General features: G+C 67.5%; 11 protein-coding genes. 8 read left to right on the top strand and 3 right to left on the bottom strand.

Annotated features, from left to right (window positions below):
* Positions 1-73: 73 nt before the first annotated feature.
* From AC3WMR_RS01710 to AC3WMR_RS01700, 3 genes are read left to right on the top strand one after another with little or no spacing between them, the layout of a single operon-like run.
* Positions 74-1,180, top strand: coding sequence for an efflux RND transporter periplasmic adaptor subunit (locus AC3WMR_RS01710; RefSeq protein ID WP_492262422.1), 1,107 nt, complete (start codon positions 74-76; stop codon positions 1,178-1,180).
* Positions 1,177-4,347 (top strand): efflux RND transporter permease subunit, encoded by a 3,171-nt coding sequence (locus AC3WMR_RS01705; RefSeq protein WP_492262421.1) that lies wholly within the window; start codon positions 1,177-1,179, stop codon positions 4,345-4,347. Before AC3WMR_RS01710 ends, AC3WMR_RS01705 begins: the two co-directional genes overlap by 4 nt.
* 2 nt (positions 4,348-4,349) lie before the next feature.
* A complete protein-coding gene (locus AC3WMR_RS01700; RefSeq protein ID WP_492262420.1) occupies positions 4,350-5,930 on the top strand; it encodes an efflux transporter outer membrane subunit in 1,581 nt (526 codons plus the stop codon).
* A gap of 58 nt (positions 5,931-5,988) precedes the next feature.
* Here the strand turns inward: AC3WMR_RS01700 and AC3WMR_RS01695 are convergent, their stop codons facing one another.
* Positions 5,989-6,759, bottom strand: coding sequence for an IclR family transcriptional regulator (locus tag AC3WMR_RS01695; RefSeq protein WP_029953712.1), 771 nt, complete (start codon positions 6,757-6,759; stop codon positions 5,989-5,991).
* A gap of 266 nt (positions 6,760-7,025) precedes the next feature.
* Between AC3WMR_RS01695 and AC3WMR_RS01690 the strand changes: the two genes are divergently transcribed.
* The 5 genes from AC3WMR_RS01690 to AC3WMR_RS01670 all read left to right on the top strand — a co-directional run bounded on the left by AC3WMR_RS01690 (position 7,026) and on the right by AC3WMR_RS01670 (position 12,650).
* Positions 7,026-8,039: a Bug family tripartite tricarboxylate transporter substrate binding protein gene (locus AC3WMR_RS01690; protein WP_025137032.1), complete on the top strand. Its 1,014-nt coding sequence runs from the start codon at positions 7,026-7,028 to the stop codon at positions 8,037-8,039.
* Positions 8,039-8,929 carry a polysaccharide deacetylase family protein gene (locus AC3WMR_RS01685; RefSeq protein WP_492262419.1) on the top strand — a complete coding sequence of 297 codons (891 nt, stop codon included), beginning with the start codon at positions 8,039-8,041 and terminating at the stop codon, positions 8,927-8,929. Before AC3WMR_RS01690 ends, AC3WMR_RS01685 begins: the two co-directional genes overlap by 1 nt.
* Positions 8,926-9,762 (top strand): polysaccharide deacetylase family protein, encoded by an 837-nt coding sequence (locus AC3WMR_RS01680; protein WP_492262418.1) that lies wholly within the window; start codon positions 8,926-8,928, stop codon positions 9,760-9,762. The genes AC3WMR_RS01685 and AC3WMR_RS01680 overlap by 4 nt, the downstream gene beginning before the upstream one ends.
* Before the next feature lie 153 nt (positions 9,763-9,915).
* Positions 9,916-11,052, top strand: a complete 1,137-nt coding sequence (locus AC3WMR_RS01675; RefSeq protein WP_025137029.1) for a C45 family autoproteolytic acyltransferase/hydrolase — start codon at positions 9,916-9,918, stop codon at positions 11,050-11,052.
* Between the two features lie 35 nt (positions 11,053-11,087).
* Positions 11,088-12,650, top strand: a complete 1,563-nt coding sequence (locus AC3WMR_RS01670) for an ABC transporter substrate-binding protein (RefSeq protein ID WP_492262417.1) — start codon at positions 11,088-11,090, stop codon at positions 12,648-12,650.
* A 452-nt stretch (positions 12,651-13,102) separates the two neighbouring features.
* Here AC3WMR_RS01670 and AC3WMR_RS01665 read toward each other — a convergent pair whose 3' ends face one another.
* Both AC3WMR_RS01665 and AC3WMR_RS01660 read right to left on the bottom strand, forming a co-directional pair.
* The gene (locus AC3WMR_RS01665) at positions 13,103-14,662 is read right to left on the bottom strand and encodes an ABC transporter substrate-binding protein (protein WP_492262858.1); all 1,560 of its coding nucleotides are present in this window, start codon (positions 14,660-14,662) and stop codon (positions 13,103-13,105) included.
* A 203-nt stretch (positions 14,663-14,865) separates the two neighbouring features.
* Positions 14,866-15,486, bottom strand: coding sequence for a GntR family transcriptional regulator (locus tag AC3WMR_RS01660; RefSeq protein WP_492262416.1), 621 nt, complete (start codon positions 15,484-15,486; stop codon positions 14,866-14,868).
* Positions 15,487-15,537: the final 51 nt, after the last annotated feature.

The raw sequence follows: 15,537 nt of genomic DNA, 5'->3' as shown, positions 1-15,537 counted from the left end.
CCAGCGCGTCTCGACCGCCTGAAAAGGCCGCCTAGCACCCGTCTCTCTTACTGCCCGCGTCGCGAGGTGTTGCGTGAATTTCCCTGTTCCTGGCGCGCTAGCCGCGCTGACTCTGGCACTGGCCCTGGCCGGCTGCGGCAGCAAAGAACCCGAGGCGCCCGCGCCGCGCCCGGTCGTGGCCATGCCCGCCAAGGCCGACGCCGCCCTGCCCGCCTGGACCCTGCCCGGCGAAGTGCAGGCGCGCTACAGCACGCCGTTGTCGTTCCGCGTGGGCGGCAAGATCGTCGAACGGCTGGTGCGCCTGGGCGACACGGTCAAGCCCGGCCAGGTGGTGGCCAAGCTGGATCCGGCCGATGCCACCAAGAATGCCGCCAGCGCCCGCGCCCAGCTGTCGGCCGCCCAGCACCAACTGGATTACGCCAAGCAGCAGCTGGACCGCGACCGCGCCCAGGCCAAGGAAAACCTGATCGCCGCGAACCAGCTGGAACAGACCCGCAACGCCTACGCCTCGGCGCTGGCGCAGCGCGACCAGGCGGCGCAACAAGCCGCGTTGTCGGCCGACCAGCTCAAATACACCACCCTGGCCGCCGACCATGCCGGCGTCATCACGGCCGAGCAGGCCGACACCGGCCAGAACGTCTCCGCCGGCCAGGCGGTCTACAACCTGGCCTGGTCCGGCGATGTCGACGCCCTGTGCGACGTGCCCGAAAGCGTGCTGGCGGGGCTGACCATCGGCCAGCGCGCCACCGTGACGCTGGCGCCGCTGCCTGGCCAGACCTTCAACGCCGTGCTGCGCGAGATCGCGCCGGCGGCCGACCCGCAAAGCCGCACCTACCGCGCCAAGCTGACCCTGGAATCGCCCCCACCCGAGGTGCGGCTGGGCATGACGGCCAACATCAGCTTCGACAACCGCCAGGCCAACGGCGCCGTCACCTACACCGTGCCGGCCACCGCGCTGTTCCATGACGGCACCGAACCCGCCGTGTGGGTGGTCAAGCCGCAGGAAGACACGCTGGAACTGCGCCGCGTGCAGGTGCTGCGCTACGACGCGCGCTCCGTCACGCTGTCCCAGGGCGTGCAGGCCGGTGAACGGGTGGTCTGGCAAGGCGTGCACGCCGTGTCGGCCGGCGAGAAAGTCCGCGCGGTGCCGCCGCTGCACCCCGAGGACTTCGCATCATGAGCGCGCCGGTTCCCGAGCATCCCGACGCGCACCGCCACGAAGAAGGCAAGTTCAACCTGTCGGCCTGGGCCCTGCGGCACCAGCCGCTGGTGATCTTCATCATCACGCTGGTGACGCTGTTCGGCGTGCTGTCGTATTCACGGCTGGCGCAGTCCGAAGACCCCCCCTTCACGTTCCGCGTGATGGTCATCAAGACCCTGTGGCCCGGCGCCACCGCGCAGCAGGTGCAGGAACAGGTCACCGACCGCATCGCCAAGAAGCTGCAGGAAACGCCGTCCACGGACTTCATGCGCAGCTATTCGCGCCCGGGTGAATCGCTGATCTTCTTCACCATGAAAGACTCGGCGCCGGCCAGCGAAGTCGCCAACGAGTGGTACCAGGTGCGCAAGAAGGTCGGTGACATCGGCGCCACGCTGCCGCAAGGCGTGCAGGGGCCGTTCTTCAACGACGAATTCGGCGACGTCTACACCAACATCTACACGCTGGCGGGCGACGGCTTTTCGCCGGCCCAGCTGCGCGACTACGCCGACAACCTGCGCACGGTGCTATTGCGCGTGCCGGGTGTGGCCAAGGTGGATTACTTCGGCGACCAGCCCGAACACGTCTACATAGAAATCAGCAATACCCAGCTGACGCGCCTGGGCGTGTCGCCGCAGCAGATCGCCGAGGCCATCAACAACCAGAACGCGGTGGCCAGCGCCGGCACGCTCACGACTGCCGACGACCGCATCTTCGTGCGGCCCAGCGGCCAGTTCAGCGACACCCGCGCCCTGGCCGAAACGCTGATCCGCGTGAATGGCAAATCGATCCGGCTGGGCGACATCGCCACCATCCATCGCGGCTACGACGACCCGCCGGCCGAGCAGATGCGGACCAAAGGCCAGCCGGTGCTGGGCATCGGCATCACGATGCAGCCCGGGCAAGACGTGGTGCACCTGGGCCGCGCGCTGGACGCCAAGTTCGGCGAGTTGAAGGCCCGCCTGCCCGCCGGCCTGACGCTGACGGAAGTGTCGAGCATGCCCAAGGCGGTGTCGTTCTCGGTGGACGAATTCCTGCGTTCGGTGGCCGAGGCCGTGGCCATCGTGCTGATCGTCAGCCTGGTGTCGCTGGGCCTGCGCACCGGCATGGTGGTGGTGATCTCCATCCCCGTGGTGCTGGCCATCACGGCGCTGTTCATGGACATGTTCGGCATCGGGTTGCACAAGGTGTCGCTGGGCACGCTGGTGCTGGCGCTGGGCCTGCTGGTGGACGACGCCATCATTGCCGTCGAGATGATGGCGGTAAAGCTGGAACAGGGCTGGAGCCGCGCGCGCGCCGCCGCCTATGCCTACACCAGCACCGCCTTCCCGATGCTGACCGGCACGCTGGTGACGGTGGCGGGCTTTCTGCCGATCGCGCTGGCCAAGTCCAGCACCGGCGAATACACCCGCTCCATCTTCCAGGTGTCGGCGATTGCGCTGATCACCTCGTGGTTCGCGGCCGTGGTGCTGATTCCGCTGCTGGGCTACCGCATGCTGCCCGAACGCAAGCGCGAAGCCCACCTGCCCGATGACCACGAGCACGACATCTACAACACCCGCTTCTACCAGCGCCTGCGCGGCTGGGTGGCATGGTGCGTGGACCGCCGCTGGCGCGTGCTGCTGGCCACCATCGTGATCTTCGTCGTGTCGATGGCCGGCTTCCGCCTGGTGCCGCAGCAGTTCTTTCCCAGTTCGGACCGCACCGAGCTGCTGGTGGACGTGCGGCTGCAGGAAGGCGCGTCGTTCGCCGCCACGCTGCGCCAGGTGGAACGGCTGGAAAAGGCGCTGGAAGGCCGCCCCGAGATCGCCCATTCGGTCAGTTTCGTGGGCACCGGCGCGCCGCGCTTCTACCTGCCGCTGGACCAGCAGCTGGCCACGCCCAATTTCGCCCAGGTCGTCATCACCGCGAACTCGGTGGAGGACCGCGAAAAACTGGCCCGCTGGCTGGAACCCATGCTGCACGAGCAGTTCCCGGCGATTCGCAGCCGCCTGTCGCGACTGGAAAACGGCCCGCCCGTGGGCTTCCAGGTGCAGTTCCGCGTCAGTGGCGACAAGATCGCCGACGTACGCCAGGTGGCCGAGAAAGTGGCCGCCGAGGTCCGTGCCGACAGCCGCTCGGTCAACACGCAGTTCGACTGGGACGAGCCGTCGGAACGCTCGGTGCGCTTTGACATCGACCAGCAGAAGGCGCGCGAGGTCGGCGTCACGTCCAACGACATTTCCAGCTTCCTGGCCATGACGCTGTCTGGCTACACCGTGACGCAATACCGCGAACGCGACAAGCTCATCAACGTGAGCCTGCGCGCCCCCAACGACGAACGCATCGACCCCGCCCGCCTGGCCACCCTGGCCATGCCCACGCCCAACGGCCCGGTGCCGCTGGGCAGCCTGGGCCACGTGCGCTACGGCCTGGAATACGGCGTGATCTGGGAACGTGACCGCCAGCCCACCATCACGGTGCAGGCCGACGTCAAGAGCGGCGCCCAGGGCATCGACGTGACCCACGCCATCGACAAGAAGCTGAACGCGTTGCGGGCCGAGCTGCCCGTGGGCTATCGCATCGAGGTCGGCGGCCCGGTCGAGGAAAGCGGCAAGGGCCAGTCGTCGATCAATGCGCAGATGCCGATCATGGTCGTGGCGGTGCTGACCCTGCTGATGGTGCAGCTGCAAAGCTTCGCCCGGGTGCTGATGGTGGTGCTGACCGCGCCGCTGGGCCTGATCGGCGTAGTGGCAGCGCTGCTGCTGTTCGGCAAGCCCTTCGGCTTCGTGGCGATGCTGGGGGTGATCGCGATGTTCGGCATCATCATGCGCAACTCGGTGATTCTGGTGGACCAGATCGAGCAGGACATCCGCGCCGGCCACAAGCGGGTGGACGCGATCGTCGGGGCCACGGTGCGGCGTTTCCGCCCCATCACCCTGACCGCCGCGGCCGCCGTGCTGGCGCTGATCCCGCTGTTGCGCAGCAACTTCTTCGGCCCCATGGCCACCGCCCTGATGGGCGGCATCACCAGCGCCACCGTGCTGACACTGTTCTTCCTGCCCGCCCTGTACGCCGCCTGGTTCCGCGTGCGCCACGACGAGCGCGAAGAACCCGAAGGCGTGCCGCCCGGCGCCAATGCCGGCGACACGGCCGTACGAGGAGCCTGACGATGCAACCCCGTCACCCCGCCCCCGCCTGGCGCCTGGCCGCGCTGCCCCTCGTGCTGGCGCTGGGCGCCTGCGCCTTCGCGCCCGACAGCAAGCCGCCGGCGCTGGCCGCGCCCACGCACTATGGCGTGGAGGCCCTGCCCGCCGCCGGCGCCGCCGCCCAAGGCGTGGCGCAGCGCTACGAGCAAGGTGCGCGCCCGGTGCCCGAATGGTGGAAACGCTATGGTTCGGACGCGCTGAACGCCATGGTCGAGGAAGGCCTGGCCAACAGCCCCGACCTGGCTGCCGCCGAACGCAACCTGGCCGGCGCCCGCGAACAACTGCGCGGACAGGTCAATTCGTCGCTGCTGCCGTCCATCGACGCGGGTGCCGACGTCACGCGCAAGCGTGCGCTGACCATGCCCAACCTGCCCGAGCCCACCGCGCTCTACAACGTCTTCACCGGCCAGATCCAGGCCAAGTACGACCTGGACCTGTTCGGCGCGGCGCGCTTTGAAAACGCCTCGCGCGCGGCCAAGGTCGAGCAGCAGGCATTCCAGCTGGAATCGGCGCGCCGTTCGCTGGCCGGCAACATCGTCACCGGCGCCATCACGTCGGCATCGCTGGCCGAACGCGTGGCGCTGACCGAGCAGCAGGTGGTGCTGTCGCGCCAGGTGGCGCGCGACACGCAGCGCCGTTACGAACTGGGGTCCGCCTCGCAGAACGATGCCTTGCAGGCCGATCAGGACGCCGCCACGCTGGAAGCGTCGCTGCCCGGCCTGCGGGCGCAGTGGCAGACCACGCGCCACGCGCTGGCCGTGCTGATGGGCCGCAGCCCCGACCAGGCGCCGCCCGACCTGGCCTTCGGCATGCTGGCCGTGCCGCCGGAGGTGCCGGTGCTGGTGCCGTCCGAATTGCTGGCCGCGCGGCCCGACATCCACATTGCCGAAGCCGTGCTGCAAGCGGCCGCCGCCGACGTCGGCGTGGCCACCGCGCAGCTGTTCCCCAGCCTGTCGCTGTCGGCATCCATGGGCAAGGGCGGCTTCAGCTGGCCCACGGCGCTGTCCGGCGCGGGGTCGATCTGGGCGGTGGGCGCGTCGCTGACGCAACCGATCTTCCATGGCGGCGCGCTGCTGGCCGAACGCAGCGCGGCCAAGGACCGCTATGAAGCCTCGGTGCTGCAGTACAAGCAGACGGTGCTGACGGCATTCCGCGACGTGGCCGACACGCTGGCGCGGCTGGACGCCGACGGGCAGGCGCTGGCCTCGGCCGAAGCCTCGCGCCGGGCGGCCGAGCAGTCGCACCGCAACACCGCCAGCCAGGTGCGCCTGGGCGCGCTGGCGCCGTACACGGCGTACGCCAGCGAGCAGCATTACGTTGCCGCCCGGGTGCGCGAAGTGGAATACGCCAGCGCCCGGCTGACGGAGACGGCGGCGCTGTTCCAGGCCATGGGGTCGCCCCTGCGGGCGCCGCAAGCGACGGCCCAGGCCGGCGCGGCGCCGGCGGACGCCGCGTCCGACCCGGCCGCAACCGGGCCGCAATCGCGGCAGCAGCAGCGGCAGCAGCAGCAGCAGCAGCAGCAGCAGCAGCAGCAGCAGCCGTAAAGCAACCTCCCGCCCGGACAGGCAGCCCCCGCAGCCGCCCCGCACAGGCCCCCGACGCTTACGGCGCGGGGGCCTGTTCCTTGATGCGGGACGCCAACGCCAGCGATTCGATCCGCCGCGCCGCCGCTTGCAGCAGCGCCGTGGTCTTGTCCTGTGCGATGGTGTTCAGCCGGGTCGCCAGGAACGTGACCGTCAGCGCACCGAAGATGCGGCGGTCTTCCTGGAATACCGGTACGGCGATGCCCGCGCGCTCGGGCGACATCTCGCCCACGCCCAGGTACGACCCGCGCACGCGGATCTCGTCCAGCCGGCGGGTGAATTCGGCCTGCGTCTGCCCCAGGCCCGCGGCCTCGACGTCGGCGGGATGCGCCTCGTAGAGCTTGCGCTGGTCCTTGCGCGGCAGGAACGCGATGATGGTCTTGGCCGTGGCGCCGCGAAACAGCGGGTGCGCGCGGCCGCGGCCGTGGGCGATGCCCAGGTCTTCCGGGCCGCGCTCGTGGTGGATGTTCAGGATGCGCAGGCCGTGGATCACGCTGAGCAGCACGTCGCCGCCCACCTGGTCCACCACCTCGCGCATGATCGGCCGGGCCGCGCCCAGCACAGGGTCGCCATCGATGATCAGGTGGTCCAGCTCGATGATGCGCGGCCCCAGCTTGTAGCCGCCGCCCGTCATGCGCAGCAGGTAGCCCAGGTCCGACAGGTCGCGGATGTACCGGTAGCCGGTGGGCGCCGAATAGGACAGCTTCGAGATGATCTCTTCCGCGGTCAGCACCGGCGTGGCCAGGCTGAAGAGGTCAAGAATCGCTAGGGCTCGCTTCAGGGTGGACATGGGCAGGGCAGCAAAGGGGCAACGCGGAATCGGCGCAGCGTATCACAGGGCCGCAGCCAGGGGCGGCGGATCATAAAGCGCCCCTATCGAGATCGTCGACGGCTATTTCATTCATCTATCGTTTTCCTTATTTTTATCATTTATAGATAAAAACTAATTGGTGAAGATAGATTTTTATCGAATAATGATACTCAAGCAGCCGACCAGCAGGCACCCACAAGCGTGCGGCCGGCAATGCCTGGCATGCACATCCAAGGGGAAATCGCATGAAGCAACGCAGCAGCGCAACGGGCGGCATCAGCCGCCGGCAATTCATGGCGGCGTCGGCCGCCACCCTGGCGGGCGCCGCCTTGACGCGACCGGGCCTGGCCCGCGCGGCCGGCTATCCCACCGAGCACCCGATCCAGTTCATCGTGCCGTTTCCCGCGGGCGGCGGCACCGACCTGGTCGCCCGGCCGCTGGCCCAGGGCATCGGCGAGGCGCTCAAGCAAAGCGTGGTGGTCATCAACAAGGGCGGCGCGGCCGGCATCATCGGCACGCAGCAGGCGGCCCGTTCGGCGCCCGACGGCTACACGGTCGCGCTCGGCTCCACCGGCACCCACACGGTGAACCAGAGCCTGTACGAGAACATTGCGTACGACCCGATCAAGGACTTCGAACCCGTGTCGATGGTCTGCTACTACAACAACGTGCTGGTGGTGCACCCATCGTTTCCGGCCAAGACCCTGCAGGAATTCGTGGCTCTCATCAAGGCCAACCCCGGCAAGTACTTCTACGGCATCACCCAGAACGGCAGCTCGGCCCACCTGGCCATGGAACTGCTCAAGGCCACTGCCGGGCTCGACCTGCCCGGCGTGCCCTACAAGGGCGCCGCCGCGGCGGTCAACGATTTCCTGGGCGGCCAGTTTCCCGTGCTGATGGACGTGGTGATCAACCAGCAGCAGTTCATCCAGGGCGGCAAATCGCGCCCCCTGGCCGTCACGTCCGCATCGCGGGCGCCGGCCCTGCCGGACGTGCCCACCGTGGCCGAGTCCGGCTTTCCCGGCTACCAGGCCATTGGCTGGAACGGCGTATTCGTGCCCGCCGGCACGCCGCCCGCCATCGTGCAAACGCTCAATGCCGCCGTGCAAAGCGCGCTCAAGCAGCCCGCCCTGGCGCAACTGACCCAGAACGGGCTGGAACTGCACGGCGGCACCCCTGAAGAACTGCGCCGCTTCGTCGCCACCGAAAGCGAGAAGTGGCGCACCCTGATCAAGAACGCCAACATCAAGGCCACCTGATGCAAGCCATTCCCTATGGCGTCCCGCTGGACGCCGCCGCCAACCCCTGGCTGACGCTGGACCGCGAACTGCGCGACCAGGGCCTGCGCGCCCCCGCCGCGCCACCCGTGCGCGCCGTGGTCTGCGTGACCGTGCACGTGGACGGCCCCGCCGTCGAAGTGGGCCGCAAGCAGTTTCCCGCCGGCCTGCATACCGCCGGCCGCTACGCCATTCGCCGCGGGGTACCCAGGCACCTGGACATCCTGGCGCGCCACGCCATGCCCGCCACCTTCTTTGCCTGCGGCTACGACGTCGAGCACTACCCCGAGACGTTTCGCGCCATCCTGGCCGCCGGCCACGAGATCGCCGCCCACGGCTACCTGCACGAAGCCTGGGACCTGGGCGAGGACGAACCCGCCCTGCTAGAAAAGACCCACACCCTGATCCAGCAGCAACTGGGCGTGACGCCGGTGGGCTGGTGTTCGCCGTCGGGCCGCAAAAGCCACCGCACCCTGCCCGCGCTGCGCCGGCTGGGCTACTGCTATGACGCCAGCGAGAAAGACCGCGACCGCCCCTACCTGCCCGCGGATGCCGCCGACGACGGCTTCGTCATGCTGCCCAACAACACCGTGTCGCTGGACGACTACCCGTTCTACTTCACCGGCCACAGCCTGGCCGCGGAAGCCTGCGACAACTGGATCGAGGAATTCGAGGCCCTGCGCCAGGCCGAGGGCTACATCCACCTGACCGTGCACCCCAAGGCCGCCGGCGGGTCCGGCCCCCCCGCCCGCGCCGCCGCCATGGACCGCTTCCTGGCGCATGTGGCCGCGCAGACGGACGTGCACTGCATGACCCTGGAAGCGCTGGCCCGCCACTGCCTGGCCCACCCCGATGCCTGGAGAACCGAATGAGCGCCGCCCTCGCCAACGCAACCCCTGACGCGACCACCCGGACGATTGCCCCCACGCAGGCCGCCGCCAAGACGGTGCTGGTCACCATCAACGTGCAAGGCATCGGCCCCGAGGCCGCCACCCGCCCCGAGCACGAACTGCACGGCCGCGACGGCCATGGCCGCTACACCTATGGCGGCGGCCTGTCGCGCCTGCTGGACATGCTGCGGCGCCAGGGCATCCGCGCCACCTTCTTCTGGCCGGCCTTCGAAGCCGAGCGCTGCCGCGACCTGCTCGAACAGAGCCTGCGCGACGGCCACGAGGCCGCCTCGCAAGGCAACGCCTTCGAAGACCTGGCCGCGCTGGGCGAACGCGAAGCCGAGGTGCTACAACGCGGCCGCGACCGCCTGGCCGCCCTGACCGGCCAGGCCCCCGAAGGTTTCCGCTGGACCGGCGGCGGCTTTACCGCCCGCACCCTGCCGCTCTTGCACCAACTGGGCTACCGCTACGACAGCAGCGCCCTGGACGACGATGCGCCCTACGCGCTGGACGCCGACGGCGCCCCGGGCATGGTCGAGCTGCCCTGGAGCGAAGGCCTGTGCGACGCCACCCACTTCAGCCGCCGCGTCACCCAGGACCGTGCCTATGCCCACCTGGTCGAACAGGGCGGCGCCCTGCTCGCCGCCGACGGTTACGCCTGCCTGACCCTGCACCCGCGCGCCGACCACGGCGTAGGCCGCGCGGCGCGGTTGCAGATGATCGAGCGGTTGCTGCAGCGGCTGCGTGAAGCCGGCGCCGGGTTTGCGCGTTGCGGCGACGTGGCGCGGCAGTATTCGGAGAATGCCGCCGGCTAGGCGCCCCCGGCTAGGCGCCCCCGGCTGGGCGCCCCCAGCTAGGCGCCCCCGGGCAAACCCTCGGTATTTTTGGCGCCAAAATAAGATAATATTTTTGCAACATCCCGTCTCACCACTCCCGACCCCACGGCGCCCCCGCGCCGCTATTCGTCCATGACCCAGATCACCCAATTTCCCTTCGTATCGGTTTCCGGTACCCCCGAGGCCCGCGGCCGCGCCTATGGCCAGCAGGCCGCCGACCGCGTACGCAAAAGCGCCGCGATGTACGGCCAAACCCTGGTCGACCTGGGCTATGACGCCATGGCGCGCACTCAGCTGATCACCAGCTTTGCCCGCGAAATCGAGAACTTCGCGCCGCACTACCTGGAAGAAATGCGCGGCATCGCCGCCGGCGCCAACGTGCCGTTCGAAGACATCGTGATGGTCAACGCCCGCACCGAAGTCATCGCCAAGGCCCGCGCCGAAAAGAAAAAGGCGGCCGAACTCGAACCCGGCGACGGTTGCACCGGCGCCCTGATCCTGCCGACCCGCTCGGTCAACGGCCGCCTGATTCACGGCCAGAACTGGGACTGGCGCGCCGAATGCGCCGAAACGGCCATCGTGCTGCGCGTGCGCAACGACAACGGCCCCGACATCCTGACCTTCGTCGAAGCCGGTGGCCTGGCCCGCAGCGGCCTGAACAGCGCTGGCGTGTCCATCACCGCCAACTACCTGGAATCCGACCGCGACTTCCGCCAGCTCGGCGTGCCGCTGTCGCTGATCCGCCGCAAGGTGCTCGAACAGGAACACTTCGCCCTGGCCATCAAGGCCGTCAGCACCACGCCCAAGTCCTGCTCGAACAACATCATGATCGGCATGGCCGCCGGCTTCGGCGTCGACTACGAATGCACCACCGATGAGGCCTTCCCCATCTACCCCGGCAGCGACGACCTGATCGTGCACGCCAACCACTGGGTCAGCGAAGTCGCCCTGGGCAAGCTGCGCGACACCGGCCGCGCCAGCACCCCGGAAAGCGCCTACCGCGACTGGCGCGTGCGTCGCCTCTTGAACGAAAAAGACCAGCTCACCCGCGAAGACCTCAAGCGCGCCCTGTTCGACGACTTCGGCACCCCGTACTCGGTCTGCCGTCCGCCGCGCCCGGGCAGCCACGACAACCTGTCGGCCACCGTCGCCATGGTCATCATGGAGCCGGCCGCCGGCCTGATGGAAGTGGCCCCGCTGCCCGCGCTGAACCGCACGTTCACCCGCTACAGCCTGGACGCCGAACCCGAACTGCTGGCCGCCGCCTGATCCCAGGCCGCCCGCGCAACCCTGGAACCCAATCAATGAAAACAAAACGCTTGAACACCGCGGTTGCGCTGGCGCTGGCCGCGCTGGCCGGATCGGCCTGGGCCCAGGCCCAGCCGCCGCTGCGCATCTCGTTCACCGCCGACATCCGCTCGACCGAGCCGGGCGTGAACCGCGACAGCAACAGCGACGCCGTCGTCCTGCACATCGTCGAAGGCCTGGTGGCCTACGGCGAAGATGCCGAAGTGCGCCCCCTGCTGGCCGAATCCATCGACATCAGCCCCGACGGCAAGACCTATACCTTCAAGCTGCGCCAGGGCGTCAAATTCCATAACGGCGCCCCCCTCACGTCCGCCGACGTCCTCTGGACCTGGCAGCACTACACCGCCGCCAATTCCGGCTGGCGCTGTTCCAGCGAATTCGATGGCCGCGGCACCGTCAAGGTCACCGGCGTCGAAGCCCCCGATGCCCAGACCGTCGTCTACCACCTGGAAAAACCCAGCAGCCTGTTCCTGGCCTCGCTGGCGCGCGCCGATTGCGGCGGCACCGGCATCCTGCAAAAGGCCTCCGTCAAGGCCGACGGCACCTGGGACAAACCCATCGGCACCGGCCCCTTCGAATTCGCCGAATGGAAGCGCGGCGAATACATCCGCCTCACCAAATTCGCCGACTACGCCAACCGCGGCGGCAAACTCGACGGCTACACCGGTTCCAAGCGCCCCCTGGTCGACGAAGTGCGCTTCATGATCGTGCCCGACGACTCCACCGCCAAGGCCGCCCTGCAACGCGGCAACATCGACATCATCGAAGACGTCTCCAACAACGACGTCCCCGTCCTGCAGGCCACGCCCAACGTCAAGGTCGCCTACGCGCCCGTCATGAGCATGACCGCGCTGCTGCTGCAAACCAAGGACCCGCTGCTGTCCAACCCCAAGATGCGCCAGGCCCTGGCCCACGCCATCGACTACGAACAACTGGCCGCCGCCGTCACCGAAGGCCTGGCCAAGCCCAACAACTCCATCGTCCCCCTGGTCTCGCCCTACCACGACGCCACCCAGAAAGAAGGCTGGAAGTACGACGTCGCCCTGTCCCAGAAGCTGCTGAAAGAAGCCGGCTACAAGGGCCAGGAAATCGAGCTGATGACCACCAAGCGCTACCCCCAGTCCTACAACTCCGCGGTCATCATCCAGGCCATGCTCCAGGCCGCCGGCATCAACGCCAAGCTGTCCGTCGCCGAATGGGCCACCCAGCTCGACCGCTACAACGCCGGCACCTACCAGATGATGACCTTCCCCTACTCGGCCCGCCTGGACGCCGCCCTGAACTACGAAATGGTCACCGGCGAAAAATCCAAGCAGCCGCGCAAGGTCTGGGACAACCCCGAAGCCCAGAAACTCCTGGACGCCGCCTCGGTCGACACCGACCACGCCAAGCGCCAGACTTCGTTCGACCAACTGCACAAGCTATTCCTGGCCGACGTCCCCAGCATCCCGCTCTACAACGGCCTGGACATCGGCGCCTACCGCAGCGACGTCAAGGGCTACACCCCCTGGGCCGTGAAGAAACCGCGCGCCTGGGAAGTGGAGCGCGTGGCAAAGTAAAGCCACAGCCAACAATGCAAAGAGGCCGCGAAAGCGGCCTCTTTGCATTGCAGAACAAAAACCCCAACAGCGCGAAGCGACACTACGCCGACGCAAGACACCGCGTAAGCTCGATAAGGCCGCCCGCGCGGCCGGCATCAAGCGGGCCCCGCAAGACTCGCCCCCCCACTCGGACGCGGAAAAAAACGCCAAGCAACCAACTCGCCCCAAAGCCCGTCAAGATACAGACAGTGCAGCCTGACGCGTCGGTGGCCTGCGGTGTGCGGGGCGTGTAGATGCGCCCGAGGGAATCGGAAGGCAGTCGCCGAAGGCGACAACGACGATGACGAAGGGGCAGTCCGGAGCGAAGGCTCCGGACCGCAATCGTAGCCCCGCACACCGCAGGCCACCGACGCGTCAGGCGGCCCCAGCAGCAAACCCGCCACCAGCACCCGCCCCAAAACCCAACCTACTTACTTACCCACAATCTTGGTCTCCCAAGCCCGAGGCTTCCCTTCCCATACTGAAAATCCCTCAACCCGCTTATTGGTCGCCCAAGCATCCGCCCCGTTATAAAGCACCAACAACGGCGTCTGCTCCAGCATCAACGTGTGCAACTGGTCAAACAGCTTCTGCCGCTTGGCCGGATCAGATTCAAGAAAGCTCTCGTCAATCAGCTTCTGCGCCGCGGGATCATCCCAGACCTTGCGCGGCTGCTTCGACTTATCTCCCGCAAACTGCTCAAAGCTCAACGACGGATCGATCCGCGAAGAGAACGTGAACGAGCTGATCTGGTACTTGCCCGTGTTGTAGCGATCCAGCTGCGTCGCCCACTCCAGCACCTCGATCTGCGCATTGATCCCCACCGACTGCATCATCGCCTGCGCAATCACCGCCACCTGGTAGCTCGGCACGTGCGCCCGCTTGTTCGCATAGATGACGATCGGCTCGCCCTTGTAGCCCGCTTCCTTCAGCAGCTGCTGCGCCCGCGCCGGATCGTACTTGTACGTGCGCTTCTCGGTTTCCTGGTAATAGGCCGACCCCGCATACACCGCCGAATTGTTCAGCTGGCCCAGCCCTTCGGAAGCCGCCGCCACCACCTGCGGAATATCCAGCGCCGCCGCAATCGCCTGGCGCAGCTTCACATTCTTGAGCACCGGGTCCTGCGTCTGGAACAGCAGCGTGTGCTTGGTCGCGTCGTGCGGGCTCATCACCGACACCGTCGGGCTCTTCTTCAGTTCAGCCACGTCCGTGATCGTGATCTGGCTCGCATCGATCGCACCCGACACCAGGCCCGCCTTCGCGGTGGACGGGTCAGGCACCACCAGGAACTTCACGTCGTCAGCCAGCGGACGCTTCGCGCCCACATAGCCGTCCGGCTTGTCGCCCGGCGACGGCGACACGTAGTCCTTGAACGCCGACAACAGCACGTATTCGCCGCGCTTCCACTCCTTGAACTGGTACGGGCCCGTGCCCACCGGCTTGTTCCACGACCCGTCGGCGTTGACCGAATCCTTGCTGAGAATCGCCGTCATGCCGCAATCGGTGCGGGCCAGCGAATCCAGGAAAACCGCCGACTTGCGGTCGATCTTCATGATGACCGTCTGCGCGTCCGGCGCCGACACTTCCGTCACCTTCAGGCCGTTGCGGCCGTCGAAATCGCTGCGGCAGCGCCAGTCGGTCTTGGCGTCCATATAGCGTTCCCAGCTCCAGATGACGTCGGCCGACGTCAACGTGGCGCCATTGTGGAACTTCACGCCGTCGCGCAGCTTGAAGGTGTAGGTCAGGCCATCTTCCGACAGGTCGACCGATTTCGCCAGCAACGGCGCCACCGTGCCGTTCTCCCGGTAGCCGACCAGACCTTCCACCACGTTCAGCACCACGCCGTCGGTGGTGTTGTCGCGGTTGACGCCCGGATTGGTCGAGCGGATGTCGGCCGGCTGGGCGATCGTCAGGATGGCGGCGTGGGCCGTGCCTGCGGCGGCCAGCGCCAAGCTGAGCGCAAGCGCTCGGGAAACAGATTGGTGGTGCATTGCGGAAACTCCCCCGGGGGCATACGACGCCTGATTCATGACTATATTGGCGCCAAAAATAGCTGCCTATTATGAACGCTCAAACCCGGACGGGCATCGGGGGTATCCCTGTGAATCTCATGAATCGGACACACAGAAACGACTTGCGGCGGCCCCCTTTCAGGATGGCCGCCGCAAAAGCCAGGCAAATCGCCCGGAATCGGTCAGGAAATGTCCTGCCCCACGTGCTGGGCAATGATTTTCTGCAGCCGCTTGACGTCGCGCGCCTCCAGCGCCTCGACCATGTCGAAGTGCTCGCGGGCCGAGATTTCGATGCGCGAACGCGTCACCCATTCCTTGGCCGGCGCCGCCGGGCCGCGGGCCCGGGTTTCCTGGATCAGGGAAGCCAGCTCGCGGTTGGCGCACATGTCGTACATCCCGGCGTGAAACGCCAGGTTCACCTCGTACTGCTCCAGCAGCGTGCCGTCGTGCAGCAGCTTGGCGAAACGCTCGGCCAGCGTGCGCAGGGCGCGCACCTTGGCCGCCGTGACGTTGGGCATCAGGTCGGCCGCGGCGCCGGTTTCCAGCAGCACGCGGATATCGCGGATCTGCACGTGCTGGTCCGGGTCCATCGCGTAGACGTGGTAGCCCCGGTTCGGGATGTGCGAAATCAGCCGCTTGGCGGCCAATTGGTCAAGCGCCCGCCGAACGTCCAGACGCTTGGCGTCGTAGCGTTCCTGCAGGTCGATCTGTTTCAGCCACGCGCCGGGACCAAAGATGCCCGACTGAATATCATGGGCAATACGGTCAACCAGGCCCGGCTGTGTCGCCGCCGCTTTCGGCATGGACCACTCCCGTGAATCAAATCCAAACCGCGTATTTTATGCATAAGTCCG

The organism is Achromobacter sp. FW305-C-28, assembly GCF_058783235.1.
The sequence above is the reverse complement of the archived record's forward strand: the minus strand, read 5'-3'. Positions and strand labels throughout refer to the sequence as shown.

Excerpts from the sequence above, each read along its gene's own strand:
- AC3WMR_RS01660 (WP_492262416.1), bottom strand. The coding sequence starts at position 15,486 with ATGCCGAAAGCGGCGGCGACACAGCCGGGCCTGGTTGACCGTATTGCC.
- AC3WMR_RS01695 (WP_029953712.1), bottom strand. The coding sequence starts at position 6,759 with ATGTCCACCCTGAAGCGAGCCCTAGCGATTCTTGACCTCTTCAGCCTG.
- AC3WMR_RS01675 (WP_025137029.1), top strand. The coding sequence starts at position 9,916 with ATGACCCAGATCACCCAATTTCCCTTCGTATCGGTTTCCGGTACCCCC.
- AC3WMR_RS01665 (WP_492262858.1), bottom strand. The coding sequence starts at position 14,662 with ATGCACCACCAATCTGTTTCCCGAGCGCTTGCGCTCAGCTTGGCGCTG.
- AC3WMR_RS01700 (WP_492262420.1), top strand. The coding sequence starts at position 4,350 with ATGCAACCCCGTCACCCCGCCCCCGCCTGGCGCCTGGCCGCGCTGCCC.
- AC3WMR_RS01680 (WP_492262418.1), top strand. The coding sequence starts at position 8,926 with ATGAGCGCCGCCCTCGCCAACGCAACCCCTGACGCGACCACCCGGACG.
- AC3WMR_RS01670 (WP_492262417.1), top strand. The coding sequence starts at position 11,088 with ATGAAAACAAAACGCTTGAACACCGCGGTTGCGCTGGCGCTGGCCGCG.
- AC3WMR_RS01685 (WP_492262419.1), top strand. The coding sequence starts at position 8,039 with ATGCAAGCCATTCCCTATGGCGTCCCGCTGGACGCCGCCGCCAACCCC.
- AC3WMR_RS01705 (WP_492262421.1), top strand. The coding sequence starts at position 1,177 with ATGAGCGCGCCGGTTCCCGAGCATCCCGACGCGCACCGCCACGAAGAA.
- AC3WMR_RS01690 (WP_025137032.1), top strand. The coding sequence starts at position 7,026 with ATGAAGCAACGCAGCAGCGCAACGGGCGGCATCAGCCGCCGGCAATTC.